The organism is Roseinatronobacter monicus (assembly GCF_006716865.1).
Classification (GTDB): domain Bacteria; phylum Pseudomonadota; class Alphaproteobacteria; order Rhodobacterales; family Rhodobacteraceae; genus Roseinatronobacter; species Roseinatronobacter monicus.
Genome location: NZ_VFPT01000001.1, coordinates 2,971,438 through 2,994,076, shown reverse-complemented (window position 1 = coordinate 2,994,076; position 22,639 = coordinate 2,971,438). Strand labels below are relative to the sequence as shown.

Annotated in this window: 20 protein-coding genes; 17 read left to right on the top strand and 3 right to left on the bottom strand. The window is 58.5% G+C overall.

The features are described 5' to 3' along the window. Entirely contained in the window at positions 1-594 is a 594-nt protein-coding gene (locus BD293_RS14290; RefSeq protein ID WP_142082768.1) for a glutathione S-transferase family protein, read from the top strand. Positions 595-702: 108 nt separating this feature from the next. On the opposite strand, the gene BD293_RS14285 is transcribed toward BD293_RS14290, so the two are convergent. After that, entirely contained in the window at positions 703-1,536 is an 834-nt protein-coding gene (locus BD293_RS14285) for a prephenate dehydratase (RefSeq protein WP_142082766.1), read from the bottom strand. A 121-nt stretch (positions 1,537-1,657) separates the two neighbouring features. Here BD293_RS14285 and BD293_RS14280 point away from each other — a divergent pair, with 121 nt between their 5' ends. The 6 genes from BD293_RS14280 to BD293_RS14255 all read left to right on the top strand — a co-directional run bounded on the left by BD293_RS14280 (position 1,658) and on the right by BD293_RS14255 (position 9,437). Next, entirely contained in the window at positions 1,658-2,167 is a 510-nt protein-coding gene (locus BD293_RS14280) for a c-type cytochrome (RefSeq protein WP_142082764.1), read from the top strand. A gap of 189 nt (positions 2,168-2,356) precedes the next feature. Then, a complete protein-coding gene (locus BD293_RS14275) occupies positions 2,357-4,294 on the top strand; it encodes an extracellular solute-binding protein (RefSeq protein WP_142082761.1) in 1,938 nt (645 codons plus the stop codon). Positions 4,295-4,297: 3 nt separating this feature from the next. Further along, complete coding sequence (locus tag BD293_RS14270) at positions 4,298-5,386, top strand: microcin C ABC transporter permease YejB (RefSeq protein WP_142082759.1); 1,089 nt, start codon at positions 4,298-4,300, stop codon at positions 5,384-5,386. 105 nt (positions 5,387-5,491) lie between these two features. Continuing rightward, the gene (locus tag BD293_RS14265) at positions 5,492-6,598 is read left to right on the top strand and encodes an ABC transporter permease subunit (RefSeq protein ID WP_142084616.1); all 1,107 of its coding nucleotides are present in this window, start codon (positions 5,492-5,494) and stop codon (positions 6,596-6,598) included. Then, on the top strand, positions 6,595-8,199 hold the full coding sequence (locus BD293_RS14260; protein ID WP_142082757.1) for an ABC transporter ATP-binding protein: 1,605 nt from the start codon (positions 6,595-6,597) through the stop codon (positions 8,197-8,199). Before BD293_RS14265 ends, BD293_RS14260 begins: the two co-directional genes overlap by 4 nt. A gap of 20 nt (positions 8,200-8,219) precedes the next feature. Further along, positions 8,220-9,437, top strand: a complete 1,218-nt coding sequence (locus BD293_RS14255) for a glycosyltransferase (RefSeq protein WP_142082756.1) — start codon at positions 8,220-8,222, stop codon at positions 9,435-9,437. Positions 9,438-9,451: 14 nt separating this feature from the next. Here the strand turns inward: BD293_RS14255 and hemN are convergent, their stop codons facing one another. Next, entirely contained in the window at positions 9,452-10,807 is a 1,356-nt protein-coding gene (gene hemN / locus BD293_RS14250; RefSeq protein WP_142082754.1) for an oxygen-independent coproporphyrinogen III oxidase, read from the bottom strand. Positions 10,808-10,861: 54 nt separating this feature from the next. Between hemN and fnrL the strand changes: the two genes are divergently transcribed. The 3 genes from fnrL to BD293_RS14235 all read left to right on the top strand — a co-directional run bounded on the left by fnrL (position 10,862) and on the right by BD293_RS14235 (position 13,498). Beyond that, the gene (gene fnrL, locus BD293_RS14245; RefSeq protein WP_142082752.1) at positions 10,862-11,614 is read left to right on the top strand and encodes a transcriptional regulator FnrL; all 753 of its coding nucleotides are present in this window, start codon (positions 10,862-10,864) and stop codon (positions 11,612-11,614) included. Between the two features lie 285 nt (positions 11,615-11,899). Beyond that, positions 11,900-12,355 carry a hypothetical protein gene (locus BD293_RS14240; protein ID WP_142082750.1) on the top strand — a complete coding sequence of 152 codons (456 nt, stop codon included), beginning with the start codon at positions 11,900-11,902 and terminating at the stop codon, positions 12,353-12,355. A 79-nt stretch (positions 12,356-12,434) separates the two neighbouring features. After that, a protein-coding gene (locus BD293_RS14235) for an IS630 family transposase (RefSeq protein WP_142079576.1) occupies positions 12,435-13,498 on the top strand; the annotation gives its coding sequence in 2 pieces (ribosomal slippage) (positions 12,435-12,920 and positions 12,923-13,498; 1,062 coding nt in all). Between the two features lie 136 nt (positions 13,499-13,634). Here BD293_RS14235 and BD293_RS14230 read toward each other — a convergent pair. After that, positions 13,635-14,474, bottom strand: a complete 840-nt coding sequence (locus BD293_RS14230) for a universal stress protein (protein WP_142082748.1) — start codon at positions 14,472-14,474, stop codon at positions 13,635-13,637. Between the two features lie 203 nt (positions 14,475-14,677). Between BD293_RS14230 and ccoN the strand changes: the two genes are divergently transcribed. The 7 genes from ccoN (at position 14,678) to BD293_RS14195 (ending at position 22,636) form a co-directional block, all read left to right on the top strand. Then, a complete protein-coding gene (gene ccoN / locus BD293_RS14225; RefSeq protein ID WP_142082745.1) occupies positions 14,678-16,285 on the top strand; it encodes a cytochrome-c oxidase, cbb3-type subunit I in 1,608 nt (535 codons plus the stop codon). An 11-nt stretch (positions 16,286-16,296) separates the two neighbouring features. Then, positions 16,297-17,025, top strand: a complete 729-nt coding sequence (ccoO, locus tag BD293_RS14220; protein ID WP_142082743.1) for a cytochrome-c oxidase, cbb3-type subunit II — start codon at positions 16,297-16,299, stop codon at positions 17,023-17,025. 12 nt (positions 17,026-17,037) lie between these two features. Then, on the top strand, positions 17,038-17,256 hold the full coding sequence (locus BD293_RS14215) for a cbb3-type cytochrome c oxidase subunit 3 (protein ID WP_142082742.1): 219 nt from the start codon (positions 17,038-17,040) through the stop codon (positions 17,254-17,256). Continuing rightward, complete coding sequence (gene ccoP, locus BD293_RS14210; protein ID WP_142082740.1) at positions 17,256-18,188, top strand: cytochrome-c oxidase, cbb3-type subunit III; 933 nt, start codon at positions 17,256-17,258, stop codon at positions 18,186-18,188. The genes BD293_RS14215 and ccoP overlap by 1 nt, the downstream gene beginning before the upstream one ends. A 360-nt stretch (positions 18,189-18,548) precedes the next feature. Continuing rightward, positions 18,549-19,979, top strand: a complete 1,431-nt coding sequence (gene ccoG, locus BD293_RS14205) for a cytochrome c oxidase accessory protein CcoG (protein WP_246086309.1) — start codon at positions 18,549-18,551, stop codon at positions 19,977-19,979. Further along, on the top strand, positions 19,976-20,443 hold the full coding sequence (locus BD293_RS14200; RefSeq protein ID WP_142082738.1) for a FixH family protein: 468 nt from the start codon (positions 19,976-19,978) through the stop codon (positions 20,441-20,443). Before ccoG ends, BD293_RS14200 begins: the two co-directional genes overlap by 4 nt. Before the next feature lie 9 nt (positions 20,444-20,452). Next, positions 20,453-22,636, top strand: coding sequence for a heavy metal translocating P-type ATPase (locus tag BD293_RS14195; RefSeq protein ID WP_142082736.1), 2,184 nt, complete (start codon positions 20,453-20,455; stop codon positions 22,634-22,636). The last annotated feature ends 3 nt before the right edge of the window (positions 22,637-22,639 follow it).

Genomic DNA, 22,639 nt, shown 5'->3' with positions numbered 1-22,639 from the left:
ATGTATACCGTCATCGGCCGTGCCAATTCGCGTGCGACGCGTGTGCTCTGGATGCTTGAAGAACTGGGCGCGCAATACGAGCATGTTCCAGCCGCCCCGCAATCCGAAGGGGTGGTCAGCTTTAACCCGGCGGGAAAAGTGCCTGTGCTGATCGAGAACGGCACGCCGATCACCGATTCGACGGCCATCATCCAGTATCTGGCCGATAAACATGGCAGCCTGACATTCGCTGCCGGAACACTGGACCGGGCCCGTCAGGACAGCCTGACGCAATTCCTGCTGGATGAATTTGATGCAGCCCTCTGGATGGCGGCGCGGCACAGCTTTCTTCTGCCCGAGGCAATGCGCCAATCCGCAATCAAGGATTCGCTGATCTGGGAATTTACCAACAGCCAGAAAACCCTTGTTCACCGAATGGGCGAGGGGCCTTATCTTATGGGCCAGCAGATGACCGTGCCGGATATCATCCTGACACATTGTGGCATCTGGGCAGGTGTGGCGAAATTCCCGATCCATGAACCCCGCCTTTCGGCCTATCTGGCGCGGATGCGCGAGCGGCCCGCCTTGGCCAAAGTTCTGGCTATGATGGGCTGATCCGCATTTTCTTGGCAAAAATACTCGCAGGGTTTCTCAAGGGGGGCGCGCCCCCCTTGAGGCGGGTGGTTTGGAGGGCGGCAGCCCTCCAAGTCTGGTCAACTTCCCTTATTTTCGCGCAGGGTCAGCGGGATAGGTGCCAAGTATGCGCAAATAGGATGTGAAATACCGCAATTCGTCCAGCGCGCGGGCGACATTGTCATCTTCCGGGTGGCCCTCGATCTCGGCAAAGAATTGTGTCGCGGTGAAAGAGCCGTCCACCATGTAGCTTTCCAGCTTCACCATGTTCACCCCGTTGGTCGCAAAACCGCCCATCGCCTTATAGAGTGCCGCAGGAATATTGCGCACGCGGAACAAAAAGCTGGTCATCATCCCGTGATCGCCCCGCCTGCTCTCATCAGGTTTGCGCCCCATCACCAGAAACCGCGTGGTGTTGGTGCCCTCATCTTCGATATGGCGCGCCAGCACGTCCAGCCCGTAAATCTCGCCCGCCAGCTCCGAGGCCAGCGCGGCCAAAGTCGGCTCGCCCCGCTGGGCGACTTCGCGGGCCGATCCTGCGGTGTCTGCCCCGGTGACGCGGTGAATTTCGTGCTCTTTCAGAAAGGCGCGGCACTGGCCCAGCAACATGGTGTGGCTCATGGCATGGCTGATTTCTGACAGTTTGACCCCCGGCAGGGCCAGCAGGTTGATATGCACCCGCACAAAGGCTTCGTCCAGAATATGCAGTCCGCTATCGGGCAGCAGATGGTGAATATCGGCAACCCGTCCGAAGGTCGAGTTTTCTATCGGCAGCATGGCCAGATCGGCCTGATGCGCGCGAACCTGATCGAAGACATCCTCAAATGTGCGGCAGGGCACAGCCTCCATGTCGGGGTGCTTCAGGCGGCAGGCCTCGTGTGAATACGCGCCCGGTTCACCTTGAAATGCAATCTTGCCAGTCATGTTTCCGCTCACAAATCAGAAATTCGCCCAATTGGGCATTTCGTCGCGGTAACTATCGCTTGAAACCTGTAAGGGGAAGCGGATACATACATCGAAACGCGCTGAATTACGGGATTGCGATATGTTTGACACGATGGTCCTCACCAAAGCGGTCGCCGCATTTTGTGGTGCATTGCTGATTTTCCTTCTCGGCAACTGGGCGGCCTCGGGGCTGTATGTGCCAGGCAACGCAGGCGCGGAGCAGGCCTTCATCATCGACACCGGCGCAGATGATGCCGATGACGCAGAGCCGGTGGCCGAACTGAGCTTTGAAGAAGCTTACGAGATTGCTGATGCGTCTGCCGGGTCGCGCCTGTGGTCGCAATGCCGCGCATGTCATGCGCTGGAAGAAGGGCGCAACGGTGTTGGCCCCTATCTGCACGGTGTGGTGAACAGAGAGATTGCCGCTGTTGACGGGTTCAACTATTCCGGCGCCCTGTCGCAGGCAGGCGATGCCTGGACACCGGAAGTGCTGTCCGAGTTCCTGCTGAACCCCAACGCTTTGACGCCCGGCACATCAATGAGCTATCGCGGTATGCCCAGTGCTGAAGATCGCGCGAACCTGATTGCCTATATCGAAAGCGAAAGCTGATCTTTTCAGAATCGCTGTTTTTTGCAGGCCGCCCGCGTAACGGGCGGCCTGTTTTCTTTTCATCATGCGCAATCAAATTACCTTGTCCCACGTGCGAAACACTTGCGCATGTATCGACAGCGCCGCACAAACACGAAATAAAGAGATAAAGGCCCAATCCACTTCGGGCCATAACAGGAGGAGTTGCCAATGCCCCGCGAGTCCATAGCAAGACCCGTGACTTTCCCTGTCAGTCATCTGCGTATGCCACTGGCTGCGGCAGGTCTGTTGATTGCAGCGTTGATCGCCAGCCCCGTTTTCAGTGAAACGGACGACGATCTGATCCGAGCGCATGGGTACTCTTTCTATGGCGATCTCAGTTATCCAGAGGGGTTTGAGCATTTCTCCTACGTGAACCCCGATGCGCCCAAGGGCGGGTCCATTTCGATCTCGGCGCAGGGCACGTTTGATTCCATGAACCCGTTTACGCGGCGTGGGCGGGCAGGGTTGTTGTCATCCGCCATCTATGAAAGCCTGCTGGAATCGTCCGAGCCGATGGGCGGTGGCCTTGTGCCCGCCGACGTTTATGGCGAAGCCTACGGGCTGTTGGCGCATACGGTCGAGTATCCTGAAACCAAGGAATGGGTCATCTTTCACATGCGCCCAGAGGCGCGCTTTTCGGATGGTACGCCCCTGACCGCGCATGATGTGGTGTTTTCGCATAACCTGTTTCTAGAGCAGGGCCTGCCGTCCTATGCGCAGGGTGTTGGCGCGCGGGTGCTGGATGCCGAGGCGCTGGACGATCACACGGTGAAATTCACCTTTGCCGATGGCATCTCGCGCCGCTCACTGATTGATCAGGTCGGCGGCACACCGGTGTTTTCGCAAGCGTGGTATGAGGAAACCGGTGCGCGGCTGGACGAATCGCGCATGGAAATTTCGCCCGGCTCCGGCCCTTACATGCTGCACGGGTACGAGGTGAACCGCCGCATCACCTATCGCCGCAACCCCGATTACTGGGCCAATGATCTGCCGCAAAACCGTGGCCGTCACAATTTCGATGAAATCCGTATCGAGTATTTTGCCGATGGGGCCGCCGCGTTCGAGGCTTTCAAGACCGGCGAATACACCTTCCGTGCCGAGAATAATTCGCGCCAATGGGCCACCGGCTATGATTTCCCCGCCCTCAATCGCGGCCATGTGGTGCGCGATGAATTGCCCACCGGTTTTCCACCCACCCCCACCGGTTTCGTGTTCAATCTGGGCCGCGATTTCCTACAGGACAAGCGCGTGCGCGAGGCAATCTCGCTGGCGTTCAACTTTGAATGGACGAATGACACGCTGCAATATGGCCTGTTCCAGCAGCGCGCCTCTTACTCGCAGGGCACACGCTTTCAGGCCGATGGCCCACCTGAGGGGCTGGAGTTGGAATTGTTGCAATCCCTAGGCGATCTGGTCCCGGAAGAGATATTGACCGAGCCTGCGCGCTCGCCCCATGCCTCTGACCCCGCGCGCCTGACTGACCGGCGCAATATTCGTGCGGCAGGAGCGTTGTTGGCAGAAGCTGGGTGGGAAGTTGACGATTCCGGTCTGTTGCGCAATGCAGCGGGCGAGCGGATGACCATTGAAATTCCCGTTTCCTCGGCAGGGTCCGCCACGATGGACTCGATCATCGAAACATTCACCCAGAACCTGCAAGGGCTGGGCATTGATGCGCGTTTCCAGCGCATTGACCCCGCGCAGCACACTGACCGTCGCCGCAACCGCGACTATGACATGATCTTCGATCAGTACACGGCATTCATGGATACAGGCACCGGCCTGCACCAGCGTTTCGGGTCAGATGCGGCAGATGATGTGTTCAACCCTGCCGGGCTGCGCAGCGAGTTGGTGGACAAGGTGATTGACCTGTCGCTGGATGCGCCCGACCCCGAGACGCGCGACGCTGCACTGATGGCATTGGACCGCGTTTTGCGGTATGAGCATTTCATGATCCCCGGTTGGTACAATGACACAGTCTGGATCGCGCATTGGGATATTTTCCAGCGTCCCGAAGAAACCCCGCCCTTCTCGACCGGAGAGATGGATTTCTGGTGGTTTGATGCAGAACGTGCGGCAGAATTGCGCGCTGCCGGCGCACTGAGGTAAATCATGGGCGCTTATATCGCGCGACGTCTGGCTTTGATCATCCCCACATTGCTGGGGGTGATGGTCATCAATTTCTTTCTGGTGCAATTCGTGCCCGGTGGCCCGATCGAGCAGGTGATTGCCCAGATGGAAGGGCAAGGCAATGTTTTCGGGGCCTTTGACGGGGGCGCGGCCGATGTGAATGTCGGCGCGGTCGAGAATGAGCGCTATCAGGGCGCGCGGGGCTTGCCGCCTGAATTCATTGCGCAGCTGGAACGGGAATTCGGCTTCGACAAGCCGCCGGTGGAACGCTTTTTGCATATGATGTGGAATTATATGCGGTTTGACTTTGGCGACAGCTATTTCCGCTCGATCTCGGTGATTGATCTGGTGATCGAGAAACTGCCTGTGTCGATCACGCTGGGCCTGTGGTCCACGCTGATCGCCTATGCTGTCTCGATCCCGCTGGGCATTCGCAAGGCGGTGCGCGACGGGTCGCGCTTTGACACCTTCACTTCTGGTCTGATTATCGTGGCCTATGCCATTCCTGGGTTTTTGTTCGCAATCCTGCTGCTGGTGCTGTTCGCGGGCGGGTCATATTGGCAGATATTCCCGGCGCGCGGTCTGACGTCCCCGCAAGAGGTGTGGGACCAGCTAAGCCCCATCGGCAAGGTGCTGGATTATCTGTGGCACATCACGCTGCCGGTGATCGCGTCGACCATTTCGGCCTTTGCAACGCTGACCTTGCTGACCAAGAACAGCTTCCTCGATGAAATCCGCAAGCAATATGTGATTACCGCCCGCGCCAAGGGGCTGGCAGAGAAAAAGGTTCTCTATGGTCATGTGTTCCGCAATGCGATGCTGATCGTGATCGCGGGTTTTCCGGCGGTGTTTGTGGGCGTGTTCTTCGGTGGGTCGTTGATTATCGAGACGATCTTCTCGCTGGATGGTCTGGGCCGTCTGGCGTTCGAGGCGACAGTGGCGCGCGATTATCCGGTGATGTTCGGCACGTTGTTTGTGTTCGGGATCATCGGGCTTGTGGTGGGGCTGATTTCAGACCTGATGTATGTCTGGATCGACCCGCGTATCGACTTCGAGACGCGGGAGACCTGAGCCATGGATCAACGCGTCGACACATTCGTCACCCCGCCCCGCCCCGAGCAAGTGCCAGATGAGGCCGTGACAACCGGTATGCCGGAGCCGAAAAAGCGTTTCGGGATCACCATTTCTGCGCTGAACCGCCGCCGTTGGAAAAACTTCAGGGCGAACCGGCGGGCGTTCTGGTCGCTGATTATTCTGGGGCTGCTATACGGCCTGTCGCTGTTTGCGGAATATATCGCCAATGACCGGCCCGTGGTGATCAATTTCCGTGGTGAGTTGTATTTCCCGATCCATAACTTCTACGCCGAGACGACCTTTGGCGGCGATTTCAGGACCGAGGCATCGTACCGTGACCCCGAAGTGCGCTGCCTGATCCGCACAGGCGGCGCGGAGTTGTGCCTTGATGACCCGACTGAGGCGATGTTGCAGGCAGAAACCGGCATTGTCGATGGCGCAGAGATAGAGGCGGGCTGGATGGTCTGGCCGCTGATCCCCTACAGTTACAACACGATCAACGATATTGGCCGTGCGGCCCCGTCGCCCCCCGATGACCGGCATCTGCTTGGCACGGATGACACAGCGCGCGATGTTCTGGCGCGCATCATCTACGGGTTTCGATTGTCGATCACCTTCGCGCTGATTGTCACGGCGCTAACCTCGGTGATCGGGATTGCGGCGGGTGCGGTGCAGGGGTTCTTTGGCGGTGTGCTGGACCTGTTGTTCCAGCGCGTGATCGAGTTGTGGAATTCGGTGCCGTCGCTGTATGTCATCATTATTCTGTCGTCGATGTTCGTGATGAATTTCTGGTTGCTGGTGTTCCTGATGACGTTATTCGGCTGGACAGGGCTTGTGGGTGTGGTGCGCGCTGAATTCTTGCGCGCGCGCAATTTTGAATATGTGCGCGCCGCGCGGGCGCTGGGTGTCTCAAACGCCAAAATCATGTTCCGCCATGTGCTGCCCAATGCGATGGTGGCCACGCTGACATTCCTGCCCTTCATCATCACGGGGGTCATCGGCTCGCTCGCTGCGCTGGATTTCTTGGGCTTCGGTCTGCCCTCCTCTGCGCCTTCGCTTGGGGAAATGACGCTACAGGCCAAGAACAACCTGCAAGCGCCGTGGCTGGGCTTTTCGGCGTTTTTCACCTTTGCGATCATGCTGTCGCTGCTGGTGTTCATCTTTGAGGGTGTGCGTGATGCGTTCGACCCCAGAAAGACCTTCTCATGAGCCGCGTTCTGGATGTGAAAGACCTGTCCGTCACCTTCCTACAGGAAGGGCGCGAGGTGCGCGCCGTGCGCGGCGTGTCCTTCCATGTCGAGAAGGGCGAAACTGTCGCACTGGTGGGCGAATCCGGGTCTGGCAAATCGGTCAGTGCGCTGTCCACTGTCGGGCTGTTGCCGGATTCGGCGCAGGTGGCTGGTTCGGTCCAGTTCAAAGGGCAAGAGCTGATCGGGGCCACGGATAAGACCCTGCGCGAAGTGCGCGGCAATGACATCAGCTTCATCTTTCAAGAGCCGATGACCTCGCTCAACCCGTTGCATACAATCGAAAAGCAAATCACCGAAAGCCTTGCCTTGCATCAGGGGCTTGGCGGGGCAAGTGCGCGCAAGCGGGTGTTGGAACTGATGGACAAGGTGGGCATTCGTGACGCTGAAACACGGATGAACGCCTATCCGCATCAGTTGTCGGGCGGGCAGCGTCAGCGGATCATGATCGCAATGGCACTGGCAAACGGGCCGGAATTGCTGGTGGCGGATGAACCGACCACAGCGCTGGACGTCACCATTCAGGCGCAGATTCTGGAATTGCTGGTCGATCTGAAACGCGACGAGGGGATGAGCCTGTTGTTCATCACCCATGACCTGCACATCGTGCGCCGCCTTGCGGACCGTGTCTGCGTCATGCAGGGCGGCGAGATTGTCGAGCAGGGACCAACGAACGAAATCTTCGATGCGCCCCAGCACCCTTATACGCAAAAGCTGCTGGCAGCGGAATCGACCGGCCAGCCGGACCCCGTGCCTGCGGGCGCGCAGGAAATCTTGCGCACGGACGCGTTGCGCATCTGGTTTCCAATACAGCGCGGGTTCCTGCGCCGCACCGTGGGCCATGTGAAAGCGGTGAATGCGGCAAGCCTGACGTTGCGCGCAGGTGAAACGGTGGGAATTGTGGGCGAGTCGGGGTCTGGCAAAACAACGCTGGCGCTGGCTATTTTGCGGCTGATTTCCAGCAATGGGCCGATCTGGTTTAACGGGGCGGATATTCAGGGCCGCAAGTCGCGCGATCTGCGCAACCTGCGTCGGCATTTGCAGATTGTGTTTCAAGACCCGTTCGGCAGCCTGTCACCGCGCATGACCGTGGAACAGATCATCGCCGAGGGGCTGGGCGTGCATGGTGTACCTGTGGGCAAATCGCAGCGCGAACTGGTGGCCGAGATCATGGTCGAGGTTGGTCTGGACCCGATGACGATGGAACGCTACCCGCATGAATTCTCGGGCGGGCAGCGCCAGCGTATCGCCATTGCGCGCGCCATGATCCTGCGCCCCAAGCTGGTGGTTCTGGACGAGCCGACATCGGCGCTGGACATGACAGTGCAGGTGCAGATCGTGGAATTGCTGCGCACGCTTCAGCGCCGCCACGGGTTGGCCTATCTGTTCATCAGCCATGACCTGCGCGTGGTGCGCGCCTTATCGCATAAGGTGATTGTCATGAAACAGGGCGATGTGGTCGAGGCGGGTCACAGCGATCAGGTGTTTCAGGCCCCGAAAAGCGACTATACGCGCCAACTGCTGGCTGCCGCATTCGATATTACGGCCATCGGGGCCGCCTGACGCGCGCAAAGGGGCAGTTCTTGAATATACTTTTCATTCATCAGAACTTTCCCGGCCAGTTCAAGCATCTTGCCCCTGCGTTGCTGGCGCGCGGGTATAAGGTGGCGGCCCTCACCTCTGAGAAGAACCAGCAGAAAACGCCGATCCAGACCTATCGCTACCCCATGCCCGTGGCGGAACCTGACCCAAGGCAGGCGCGGCTGGGTACGACATTCACCGCCATGACCGACCGCGCCCACCGTGTGGCGCTTGCCGCGGCCCAGATGCGCGACACGCTGGGCTATGTGCCCGATGTCATTTTTGGCCATTGCGGCTGGGGCGAGACACTGTTCCTGCGCGAGGTCTGGCCACAGGCCCGCCTGTTGGTCTATGCGGAATTTTTCTATGCGACCGAAGGGCTGGATGTGGGTTTTGACCCTGAATTCAGCAAACTGACCCTGCCAGTGCGCATGTCGGTTACAGCGCGTCAGGCGCATCTGGCCCTGTCGATGGTGCAGGCGGATGCGGCACTGTCACCCACAGAATGGCAGGCCGACAGCTTTCCGCCGGAGTTTCGCAGCAAGATCACCATTACCCATGACGGCATAGACACAGACGCGCTTTGCCCCGATCCCCACGCGCAGTACCGTTTGCCCAATGGTCGCATGTTGCATGCGGGTGACGAGGTGCTGACCTATGTGGCCCGCAACATAGAACCCTATCGCGGCTCTCATATCTTTATGCGGGCGTTGCCGGATGTGCTGGATGCGCGGCCAGAGGCGCAGGTTGTCATCCTCGGCAGTGATGGTGCCAGCTATTCCAGTGGCCCCGAACAGGGCAGTTGGCGCGATGTGTTCGTGAATGAAGTGCGCGACCGGCTGGATATGAGCCGCGTGCATTTTCTGGGTCGCGTACCGTATCGAGATTTTGTCACGCTCATGCAGATCAGCAGGGCACATGCCTATCTGACCGTGCCCTTTGTGCTGTCATGGTCGATGCTTGAAGCGATGAGCCTTGGCGCTTTGGTGGTCGCCTCGCGCACCGGGCCGGTGGAAGAGGTTATCACCGATGGCGAGAATGGCTGTCTGGTTGATTTCTTCGATGTCGAGGGGTGGTCGGATGCTTTGATCTACGCATTAGAGCGGCCCGAGCGGTTTCAACCGCTGCGCGCACGCGCACGCCGCACGATCATCGACAATCACGATCTGCACCGGATTTGTCTGCCCCGCCAGATTCGCTTTGTGGAACAGGCGGGGTAGAGTGGCGCGGCGCGTCAGACGGCAGAGCTGTGGCCTGCCTTGTCCATCGCGTATTCATCAAACAATGTGGCAATCATCCGGGTCAGGGGGCGGCCCTCAAGGGTGATTTCCAGCCCGTCCGGGTTGCGCTTCACGAATTGACCAAAGCGCAGCATCGTCTGATCCAGCAGCGTGTCCAGTGTGGCGGCGTCTGCGCCATAGCTGTCGATCAGTTCCGCGCGTGACAGCCGGAAATCGCACATCAACGCCTCGATCGCGCGCCCTCGCCAGATATCGTCATGGCTGAAGGCATGGCCGCGGCTGGTCGCAAATTCGCCGGCTTCGATGCTTTTTTTCCATGCGGCCGTTGCGGGCGCGTTTTGCGCGAACCCTTGCGGAAAGCGCGAGATGGAAGATGCGCCCAGCCCGACCAGCACTGGCGATGTATCATCGGTGTAGCCTTGAAAATTGCGCCGCAGCTTGCCTTCGCTGGCCGCTTTGGACAGGCCATCATGCGGGCGGGCGAAATGGTCGATGCCGATTTCGTCATATCCGTCCCACAGCAGCAGGCGGCGGGCCGTCTCGAACAGGTCCAGCCGTTCTTCGGGGCGCGGCAATGTGTCCGACGGAATCATTTGCTGCCGCCGGGCCATCCAAGGCACATGCGCATAGCCATATAGGGCAATACGGTCCGGGTTCAGCGACATCAGCTTTTGCACGGAATCGGACATGCGCCGCTGCGTCTGATTGGGCAGTCCATACAGGATATCTGCGTTCAGGCTTTTGATCCCGCGCGCGCGGATCGCATCGGCGGTGGATTTGGTGATCTCGAAGCTTTGGTCGCGCCCGATGATGCCCTGAATTTCGGGGTCGAAATCCTGCACACCAATAGAGGCGCGCGTCAGCCCCGCTTCGGCCAGCGCATCAAGGCGGGCCTCATCTATTTCATTCGGGTCAATCTCGACCGAGAATTCGCCCCCTTCGGCAAGGGGCGCAATGTCAAACACCTGTGCTGCCAGCGCGCGCATGGCGTTGGGCGGCAACATGGTGGGCGTGCCGCCCCCCCAATGCAGGCGCGACAGGCGCACACCTTCGGGCAAGAGCTTGCGAAACAGCTCTAACTCTGTTTTGAGTGACTGGGCATAGGCCAGAACGGGCGCATCCGTACTTGTACCTTGTGTCCGGCAGGCGCAGAACCAGCACAGCCTGCGGCAGAAGGGCACATGTAGGTAAAGCGATATTGCGCTTCCTGGCTGGATTTGTTGAACCCAGCTTGCGAAAGTTCCCGCTGACAGGTCAGAGGAGAACTGAGGAGCGGTCGGATAGCTTGTGTACCGCGGCACACGAGCGTCAAACAAACCTAACTCTGAAAGTTGCTTTAGATGCGACATAAGGTTAAGTTTAAATCCGGATATCTAGAAACACTTTGATGCAGATCAAATCAAATGACTCGAACCAGCCAAAAAATTCAACCCTTTTCGCAGGAATGCAATGATTGCCCGATTCGTCATCGTGCCGTCTGTGCAAGATGTGAGGCTGATGAACTGAGTTTGTTGGAGCAGATCAAGTACTACCGCAGCTTCGAGGCGGGTCAGACCGTTGTCTGGGCGGGGGATAAAATGGATTTTGTGGCCTCGGTCGTGACCGGGATCGCAACACTCAGCCAGACAATGGAAGACGGACGCCGCCAGATGGTTGGCCTGTTGCTGCCGTCTGACTTTGCAGGGCGTCCGGGGCGCGAGACATCTGCCTATGATGTGACCGCTGCGACGGATCTGGTCATGTGTTGTTTTCGCAAGAAACCGTTTGAAGATCTGATGTTACGCACACCGCATGTTGGCCAGCGCCTGCTGGAAATGACGCTGGATGAACTGGATGCCGCGCGCGAATGGATGCTGCTTTTGGGCCGCAAGACAGCGCGGGAAAAGATTGCCAGCCTGATCTGCATTATCGCGCGGCGGGATGCGTCTTTGCAGTTGAACGCAGCCGATGGTGAATTGCGCTTTGACCTGCCGCTGACGCGCGAGGCGATGTCCGAATATCTGGGCCTGACGCTGGAAACCGTCAGCCGTCAGGTGTCGGCGCTGCGCAAGGAAGGTCTGATCAAGACCGAAGGCAAACGCCAGATCGTCATTCCGGATTTTGACCGCCTGCTGGAAGAAACCGGCGACGACTCGGATGGTGGGTTTTTGGTCTGACGCCCGGCGCGCCGACAGGTGCGTTTCGCCGTGCATTGCACCGCGCCCCCGAATGGCCATGTTTTGGGCCAGATATTGTCCTTTCCCCATTGGATTATGACCTGACGGTGTGCCGCGCTTTTTCGTGCCGCATGCCGCCGTGTTTAACCCAAAGGAAGCGGGCATGCGTATTCAGTTCATCCATAGGACACCGGTTTGTCCAGCCATAAAGGCGCGGTGTGCCACCCTGCAAACTGGTGATCATAAACAGGTTATCTGTCCCGCCCGCAGTGGGAGGGTGTGCCCGTGACGAAGCATTCTCGAAAACACACAGGCGCGCAGGTCCGATCCCAGTCATTTCCGGTAATCTCGTCATCCAAGCAGTTTGATTGGGACGCGGATTATAACGATCTGATTGCGAGTAGTGACCGGCAGACACCTGCCACCCCCGCCCCCGAACCCGCGACACAAAGCAAGGCCGCCTTCGTCCTTCATGGCGCGCGGCGTTATGTTGCACCATTGGGTTTTTGCGGGCTGTTTCTTGTGGCGGTCGCGTTTGAGAAACTCGATACAGAACGCCTTTTCTCGGATGTCGCCACGGATCTGCGCACGGGGACAGCCGTGACGGCTGTGCCTTGGGCCGAGGTGATGCCGCCGGAACTGCAAGTGTATGACCAGCACCAGTTTCGCCGCTTTGCCCAAGGGTTACAGCGAATGACCACACCCGACTTGCTAAGTTATACCAAGTCTCGCGAAATCTGACTCTTCTGAGGGTTTTGGGATTCCCAAATCTATGAAGATCTGACTCAATGGCGTCAGATTTTCTGGGGAGGGCCTCTCTATGGGCGCAGCGCTCGCGTTACGGACAGACTACGACGGCATGAAGTTGAGAGAACTTGCGCGAAAGACAAAGGATGCCAACCAAGCCCGCAGGCTTTTGGCGCTGGCGGAGATCTATGATGGCGGTCGGCGCAGCGATGCTGCTCGGATTGGTGGTGTTGGCCTACAAATTGTCCGTGACTGGGTGGAGCGGTTTAATGCCCGCGGGCCTGACGGCTTGATCAACGGCAAAGCTCCTGGTCAGCAGTCTAAGCTTAACGATGAGCAGCGCAGGGCGCTTGCTGCAATTGTTGAGAGCGGTCCGACCTTATCGGTCCATGGGGTCGTCCGCTGGCGCCTGAGTGATCTGAGGAAATGGATTGCAGACACATTTGGGATTTCACTTCACGAGACGTCGATAAGCCGGGAACTCAGGGCGCTTGGTTATGTCAAACTCACAGCACGCCCGCGCCATCACGCGCAAGATACAGCCGCACTGGAGGACTTTAAAAAAAAGGGTTTGCAGCCGCAGTAGCAAAGCTCCGCGCACGGCTCCTGCAAGGCACTGTGATCGAAGTCTGGTTCCAAGATGAAGCGCGTGTCGGCCAGAAAAACAAGATCACGCGCCGATGGGCGAAGCGCGGTACGCGACCTTCCGCCCCACATGATCAGCGCACGAGTTCAAGCTACATCTTTGGAGCGATTTGCCCAGCCCTCGGGAAAGCTGCAGGTCTTGTGCTGCCAGCGTGCAATACCGAAGCGATGGCCCTGCATCTTGCTGAAATCTCCCAAACTGTCGCACCCAAAGCACATGGGGCTGTGCTCGTGGATCAAGCCGCATGGCACATGACTGACAAGCTGGTCATTCCGGACAACATCACCATCATCCCGATCCCCGCAAAATGCCCAGAACTCAATCCAGTCGAAAACATCTGGCAATTCATGCGAGACAACTGGCTATCAAACCTCATCTTCGAAACCTATGAAGACATCGTAGATCATTGCTGCAAGGCTTGGAACAAATTGGTCAGCATGCCCGACACAATCACCTCCATTGGAACCCGCGACTGGGCTCAAGAGTTCTGATCAATGCTGATTGGTATTACAAGGCAAGTTTACGGCGCGACCTGCGGGCCGCACCGTCTTTCATGGCACCGTTCCATGGGGACGCGCTGTTCTTGCTTAAGGCAGAAATCGCGCGGCGTGGTCAGTAGTCAACAGATCAGCGTGCGAGAAACACAAGTAGGGTGGTTTCCTCCAGCAGGTTGCGGGTGGTTCCGCCCAATATGGCCTGACGCAGCCGCGAGTGGCTGTATGCCCCGATAACCAACAGATCAGCGGCTTGATCCGTCGCATGTCGGCGCAGCACATCACTGATGCGCGGCAATGTTTTGGCAATGACCGAGACTTCAAGCTCAACGTCATGACGCGCCAGCATTTGCGTCAACAGCCCGCCCGGATCGGAGCGTTCGATCCCATGTGTGGGCGGGTCGATGATGACGATATTCACCAGATCGGCATCTTGCAGCAATGGCAGCGCCGCGCGCGCTGCGTGCAGGGATTCATCGCTTTGGTTCCATGCCAGAACGATCTTGTTGAACTCTGGCAGCTCTCTCCCCAGCTTTGGCACGATCAGCACAGGGGCATCGCCATCGAACAGGGCGGCTTCGGCGATGATTTCATCTTGCGGGCCGCGCGTTTCACCGTAAGGGCGCGGCAAGAGCACCAGATCGCAGAAACGCGATTTCAGACCGACATAGGAATTGATCCCGCCAAGGGTCAGCACCGCCGTATCGACGCCCCACCGAATACTTGCCCCGCTCAGATGGGCTTTTGCCTTTTCGGCCAAGGCATTGGCGCTGGCCTGCGCGTTGTCGAGTGCGTCCTGATAAATGATCGCAGGGGCGCCAGCGTAGAAGCCCACACTTTGCGTCGTATCAATGCCAAGGCAACTCACGTCCAGATGCGCGTCCAGCCGCGCGGCAAGGCTTGCCGCCGAATCAAGCTGCGCCACAGCATCTGTGTCAGAGGCAAGGAAGGTGCAGATGGATTTGTAAGCCATGCGTCGTTCTCCTGTTTTGGTATTGCATTGACAATATGATATGCCAGCATCGTGCCTGCGATGATCTGGCGCAACCTTTAGGCAGTCAGATATTGACATGAATCAAAGTGATGTTGCCGGACCCGTGACAAAAGGCACCATGCACAACTGTGTCTGCGAAGGATATGTTCCGTTAGCAGCGCGATAAATGAGGGACGCAGACTATGTGGGATTACGTAAAGCTTGCTGTGCTGGGGCTGATTGTGGTTGTTGCCGCAGTCGCAGCCAGCCTGGCACGCGATTTGCCATATTTGGTCCACATGCTGGTGATTATGCTGGCTTCAGCCATCACCTTCTTCTGGATCATTCGCCGGGTTGGGGAACCTGCCCCGGTTGTTAACCCAAATGAATATATGGACGGGCCAATTCGCTATGGCGTGATTGCCACTGCTTTTTGGGGTGTTGTCGGGTTTCTGGTGGGCGTTGTCATCGCCTTTCAGCTGGCATGGCCGGAATTGAATTTTGTATGGGCCGAAGGGTATCTGAACTTTGGCCGTCTGCGTCCTCTGCACACGTCGGCAGTGATCTTTGCCTTTGGTGGTAACGCGCTCATCGCCTCGGCCTTTTATGTGGTGCAGCGCACCTCGGCTGCGCGGCTTTGGGGTGGCGGGCTGTCATGGTTCGTGTTCTGGGGCTATCAGATTTTCATCGTCATGGCCGCAACGGGCTATGTTCTCGGCTCGACTCAGGGCAATGAATACGCTGAACCTGAATGGTTGACCGATTTGTGGCTGACCGTTGTCTGGGTGGCGTTCCTGCTGGTGTTCATGGGCACGATCATCAAGCGCCGGGAGCCGCATATCTATGTGGCCAACTGGTTCTATATGGCGTTCATCATTACGGTTGCCATGCTGCATATCGTAAACAATCTGGCAATTCCGGTATCTGCTTTCGGGTCGCGCTCGGTGCCGGTCTGGTCTGGCGTGCAATCGGCCATGATCCAGTGGTGGTATGGCCATAACGCGGTTGGTTTCTTCCTGACCGCCGGTTTCCTTGGGATGATGTATTACTTCATTCCCAAGCAGGCCGAACGTCCGGTCTACAGCTACAAGTTGTCGATCATGCACTTCTGGGCGCTGATCTTCCTGTATATCTGGGCGGGTCCGCACCACCTGCACTACACCGCATTGCCTGACTGGGCGCAGACACTTGGTATGACCTTCTCGATCATGCTATGGATGCCAAGCTGGGGTGGCATGATCAACGGCCTGATGACATTGTCAGGCGCGTGGGACAAGCTGCGCACGGACCCTGTCATCCGCATGATGGTGGTCGCAGTGGGCTTTTACGGCATGGCCACATTTGAAGGGCCGATGATGTCGATCAAGGCCGTCAACTCGCTGTCACATTACACCGACTGGACCATTGGCCACGTGCATTCGGCAGCTTTGGGCTGGAACGGCATGATTACCTTCGGGATGCTGTACTATCTGGTGCCGAAACTGTGGCAGCGCGAGGGGCTGTATAGCTTGCGGCTGGTCAGTTGGCACTTCTGGTTGGCCACTATCGGGATCGTGCTTTACGCCGCTTCGATGTGGGTGACAGGCATCATGGAAGGTCTGATGTGGCGCGAAGTCGATGCGCAGGGTTTCCTTGCAAACTCTTTCGCTGACACTGTGGCTGCGAAATTCCCAATGTATGTGGTGCGCGGCCTTGGGGGGACCATGTTCCTCGTGGGTGCAATCATCATGTGCTATAACTTGTGGAAAACTGTGACCAGCACGGCAGAGCGTTCGCCTGCCCGTGCCGGCTCCGCAGTGCCCGCTGAATAACGGAGGGCAAGATGGGACTTCTTGATCACCACAAAAAAATCGAAACACATGCCACACTCTTGCTGGTGCTGTCGTTTCTGGTCGTGACCATCGGGGGGATCGTGCAGATCGTGCCGCTGTTCTACCTCGACAACACCATTGAAAAGGTCGAGGGGATGCGCCCTTACGCTCCGCTGGAACTGGCGGGTCGTGAGATCTATGTGCGCGAAGGGTGCTACACCTGTCACAGCCAGATGATCCGCCCCATGCGCGACGAGGTGGAGCGCTACGGCCATTACTCACTGGCGGCGGAATCGATGTATGACCATCCGTTCCAGTGGGGGTCCAAGCGGACAGGGCCGGATCTGGCCCGTCTGGGCGGGCGCTACTCGGATGATTGGCACGTGCAGCACATGATCAACCCGCGCGCTGTGGTGCCGGAATCGATCATGCCCTCCTACGGGTTCCTGATGAACCGGGAACTGACGCGCGACGATGCCGAGCATGTGCGCGACATCATGGCCGTCTACCGTGTGCTGGGCCATCCCTACACGGATGAGATGATGGACAATGCCGTTGGTGACTTCTTTGCGCAAGTGGACGAGTTTGGCGACCCTGTCGCCGACCGCTACCCCGGCGCACAGCAGCGCAACTTTGATGGTCAGCCCCAACTGACCGAGATGGATGCGATCATCGCCTATATGCAGATGCTTGGTACATTGGTCGATTTCGAGACCTTCGTGCCCGATCCCAGCCGCTAAGGGGGAACAGATATGGAAACCTATACCTGGCTACGTGCTTTTGCTGACAGCTGGCACCTATTGTTCATGTTTCTCTTCTTCATCGGGGTGTTCATCTACATTCTGCGCCCCGGCGCAAGCAAGGTGCATGATGAAACTGCGAACATGATTTTCCGCAATGATGACAAGCCCGAGGGTGACGAATCCGGCACCGACAAAGCGCGTCAATCTGAACCGAAAGAGGCCCGCTGATGGTCGACCCCAAAGACAAAACACCGGAGAACAAGGTCAAGCCTCCCTCGCGGCAGTATCCCGACCCGGCCGCCAAACTCAAACAAGACCCACCCACCACTGGCCATAGCTGGGACGGGATCGAGGAATATGACAACCCGATGCCGCGCTGGTGGGTGTGGATTTTCATCATCACCATCATCTGGTCCGTGGGCTACTGGATCGCCATGCCCGCATGGCCGGGCATCCAGTCGGCCACACAGGGTGTGCTGGGCTATTCGTCGCGCGCCAATGTCGCCACCGAGATCACCGAATTCGAAGCCCGCAACGAGAGGTTCTTTGTTCAGCTTCTGGATACCGATCTGGATGAAATCCGCGAGGATGACGAATTGCACCGTTTTGCGATCAACGCGGGTGCATCCGTGTTTCGCGCGCAGTGTTCGCAGTGTCACGGCACGGGCGGGGCTGGTGTTCAGGCGGCGGGCTATCCGAACCTGCTGAATGATGAATGGCTGTGGGGTGGCACGATGGAGGATATTCACACCACCATCACATGGGGCATTCGCAACGAAGATTTCGCAGATGCACGCTGGTCTGAAATGCCTGCATTCGGCGTTGACGGGTTGCTGGATGATGACGAAATCGATCAGGTCGTGAATTACGTCCTGTCGTTGTCCGGCTCAGACCATGACGCGCAACTGGCCGCTGCCGGTCAGGAGCATTTCGAAATCAACTGTGCATCCTGCCATATGGATGATGGAAGCGGCGATTACTTCATCGGTGCGCCATCGCTGAATACACAAGTCTGGCTGTATGGCGGCACCCCCGAGGCCATTCGCGAGTCGATCTATTATTCGCGCTTTGGTGTGATGCCCGGTTTCGAGAATCGTCTGCGCGACGCAGAAATCCGCGCTGTTGCGGCCTATGTCCACCAGCTTGGCGGTGGTCAGTAAGGTTTTGACCGGCCCGCATGATAAACGCTCAGGCCCCCACTGGGGGCCTGCACCTTTTTCAGCGGCAGGCGCATTGCGACATACTGTCATATGTAAACAGATGTGCAGAAGGACTTGATCTGTATCAATGAAACAAATCTCCTCGCACGGCACATCGGCATTACGCCCTGCACGTCAGGGCAGCACCGGTCTTTGTTTCCTGTTCGCGCGTGTTGTCAAAGACCGGTGCATCTCTTTCTCCCCACAGCGCTGCGGCATCTTGTCCAAAGGTGTATTTTCAACCTCTCTTTTGATACAGGTCAAGGTTCTGGCCTGTGCGCTGTGGGATCAACTGGCTGACCGGATTGCAGGAGTCGCAAGGTGAGTGCTCAAGACCAACCCCCGCCCCCCCTCTATGCCAAGCGCGAGCCGATCTTTCCGCGCCGGATAAAGGGCAGCTTTCGCACCATGAAATGGTGGCTGCTGGCCATGATGCTGGGCATCTATTATGTCTTTCCTTGGATACGCTGGGACCGCGGCCCCGAAATGCCCAATCAGGCGGTTTTGCTGGACCTAGGCAATCGGCGCTTCTTTTTCTTCATGATCGAAATCTGGCCGCATGAATTTTATTTCGTGGCGGGTCTGCTTATCATGGCGGGGATCGGGCTGTTCTTGTTCACCTCGGCGCTTGGGCGTGTGTGGTGTGGCTATGCCTGTCCGCAAACCGTCTGGACCGACCTGTTTATTCAGGTTGAACGCTGGGTCGAGGGCGACCGCAATGCCCGCCTGCGCCTGCACCGCCAGAACTGGAACGCCGAGAAGATCCGCAAATATGCAGTCAAATGGAGCGCGTGGTTCCTGATCGCCATGACGACAGGCGGGGCCTGGGTGTTCTACTTTGCCGATGCGCCAACGCTGTTTGTCGATCTGTTCACCGGACAGGCGCACCCCATCGCTTATATGACCGTGCTGATCCTGACGATGACGACCTTTCTGTTTGGCGGGTTTTTCCGTGAACAGGTCTGCATCTATGCCTGCCCATGGCCGCGCATTCAGGCCGCGATGATGGATGAAGATACGATCACCATTGATTACCGCGACTGGCGCGGAGAGCCGCGTGGCAAGTTGAAAAAGGGCCAGATGGACCCCAATCAGGGGGACTGCATCGATTGCATGGCCTGCGTCAATGTCTGCCCGATGGGGATTGATATTCGGGACGGTCAGCAGATGGAATGCATCACCTGTGGCCTGTGCATCGATGCCTGTGACGAGGTAATGGACCGGATCGGCAAGCCGCGCGGGCTGGTGGCCTATATGGCCCTGTCAGACGAGATTGCCGAACGCGAAGGCAAACCGCCAAAGTCGATCTGGAAGCATGTCTTCCGCCCGCGCACTGTCTTGTACACCACAATCTGGACCGTGATCGGCATCGGTCTGGTCGTGCTGTTGTTCATCCGCAGCGATCTGGACATGAGTGTCGCCCCAGTGCGCAACCCTACGCATATCGTTTTGTCGGATGGCACCGTGCGCAATATCTATGACATCCGCCTGCGCAACATGCATAATGAACCGCGTGATTTCGTCTTGTCGCTGACCGAGAACCCCGATCTGAGCCTGTCAATCGAGGGTGAGCCTGCGAGGTTGGTAACAGTAGGGCCAGATGAACAGGCGCTGTTGCGCGTGTATCTGACAGCCCCCCCGGGCACGCCGTCGAATATGGCAGACAGCAGCCCGGTGCGCATATGGGCCACGATTTCAGGCAGCAACGAGCGCGTCTATTCTGATACAGTCTTCAACGGGAGGAACCAATGACACAAGATTCAGGCGGCAAATTCAGAATGACGGGCCGCAAGGTTCTGATCATCGCGGTGTCGTCCTTTGGCGTCATTCTGGCCGCAAATCTGACATTGGCCTATAACGCAGTCAGCACATTTCCGGGGCTGGAGGTGGATAACTCTTTCGTGGCCAGCCAGAATTTCAATCAGGAACTGGCCGAGCAGCTTGCCCTTGGGTGGGATGTGAAAGCCAGCCACGAAGATGGCATGTTGAAACTCTCGATCACCGATGCGGTCGGGCCGGTCGAAGTGGCGCATCTGGACGCGGTTCTGGGGGCGGCCACGCATGTGCGCGCCGATCAGGTCCCGGAATTCGAGTTCATAGATGGTGCGTATCGCGCGCCGCTTGAATTGGGCACAGGCAACTGGAACATCCGCCTGCACGCGGTCGCGCCGAATGGTACCGAGTTTCGCCAGCGTGTGGTTCTGCATGTCCGCTAAGAGGGTCTGATGCACAGCGCAACAGCTCGTCCTTCGGCGTGTCCGGCCTGTGATGCGGCCCCTGCGGCCGAAGCGCTGGCGGCCAAGGCAGCGCTGCCTGATGCGCGTATCCTGCTCTCTGTGCCGGATGCGCATTGCGCGGCCTGTATTGGCACGATCGAGCGCGGCATGGCGCAGATGGACGGGGTGCGGTCTGTGCGCCTGAACCTGACGCTCAAGCGCCTGAGTGTGGACGCCAAAGCCGGAGTTGAGGCCAGCGATGTCATCGCGCAGCTGGACCGGCTGGGCTATGAGGCGCATGAGTTGGACCCCGGCACCCTGTCCATGACCGAAACCGAGAAGCAGGGGCGCGAGTTGCTGATGCGGCTTGGCGTTTCGGGCTTTGCGATGATGAACATCATGCTTTTGTCGGTGGCCGTATGGGCGGGCGCTGACGGGGCCACGCGGGACATGTTCCATCTGATTTCCGCATTGATCGCTGTGCCGACAGTGGCCTTTGCGGGCCAGCCCTTTTTTCGCAATGCATGGAAAGCGCTGCGCGCGGGCCGCATGGATATGGACGCGCCGATATCCGTGGCGCTGATCCTGACGCTGTTCATTTCCATCTACGAGACGCTGCAATCGGGCGAACATGCCTATTTTGAAGCAGTCGTCATGCTGATCTTCTTCCTTTTGGCGGGGCGCTATCTGGATTTTCGGGCGCGGGCTGTGGCGCGTTCTGCCGCGCAGGAACTGGCCGCGCTGGAAGTGCCGCGCGCGACGCGGCTGGTGGACGGGGTCGAAATCGTCGTCCCGGTGGCCACTCTGGCTGTGGGCGATGTGGTGCTGGTACGCCCCGGCGGGCGGATGCCCGTGGATGGCGAAGTCATTGCGGGCAAGTCCGAGATTGACCGCTCGCTTCTGACGGGCGAGACGTTGCCGGTGTTTGCGGGGCAAGGTGTGATCGTCAGCGCGGGCGAGGTCAATCTGACCGGCCCGTTGCAGGTCCGCGTCACGGCGGCGGGCAAGGACAGTTCCTTGCACCGCATGGCCGATCTGGTTGCCAATGCGGAATCGGCGCGCACGCGCTACACCACTGCTGCCGAACGCGCGGCCAGCGCCTATGCGCCGACCATCCCGATCCTGTCTTTCGGGGCATTTCTGGTCTGGATGTATCTGTCGGGCGGCGATTTGCGCCTGTCGATGAATATTGCTGTGGCAAGTCTGATTATCACCTGCCCTTGTGCGCTGGGCCTTGCAGTGCCTGCGGTTGTGACCTCGGCCAGTGGCAAGATGTTTCGCAAAGGTCTGCTTATCAAGGATGGCACTGCATTGGAGCGGCTGGCCGAAGTGGACACGGTGGTCTTTGACAAAACCGGCACATTGACGATGGGAACACCTGTGCCCACCAATCTGGACCAGCATGGCCCGGATGTGGCGCGTGTTGCGATGGCGCTGGCAGATGCGTCCAGCCACCCGTTGGCGCAGGCTTTGGCACATGCGCTGCGTGAACGTGGTGTGTCCCCTGCACCACTGGATGCACTGAACGAGCAGCCAGGCTATGGCATGGAAGCACAATGGCAGGGGCAGCGCGTGCGGCTGGGCCGTGCCGCATGGGTGGGGGCGACCCCCCGCACCACCACTGCGGCCTATCTGTCCCTTGGGGGCGAAACCCATGCCTTCACCTTCGCGGATCAGTTGCGCCCCGGTGCCGCCGATGTGGTCGCGGGCTTGCAGGCGCAGGGCAAAAGCGTCTGGCTGATCTCGGGCGATGTGGAGGGTGCTGTTCAGGACATGGCCGCGCGCCTGAATATCACCGATTGGCTGGCCGGTGCCTTGCCGCAGGACAAGGCCGACAAGATCACCACATTGCAAGCGGCGGGTCACAAGGTGCTGATGGTGGGAGATGGGCTGAATGACACGGTGGCGTTGTCAGCGGCGCATGTCTCGATTTCGCCCGCCTCGGCGCTGGATGCCGCGCGCGCGGCGTCTGACATGGTGCTGCTGGGGCGCGATATCACGCCTGTGGCGGACGCCGTGCGCATGTCCAAAACCGCGATGAAGCGCATCCGCGAGAATTTCTGGCAATCAGGCATATATAATGTCATCTTCGTGCCGGTCGCGCTGTTCGGGTATGCGACACCGCTTTGGGCGGCGGCAATCATGTCGATCTCGTCCATATCGGTGACGCTGAACGCGCTAAGACTGAAATAAGGG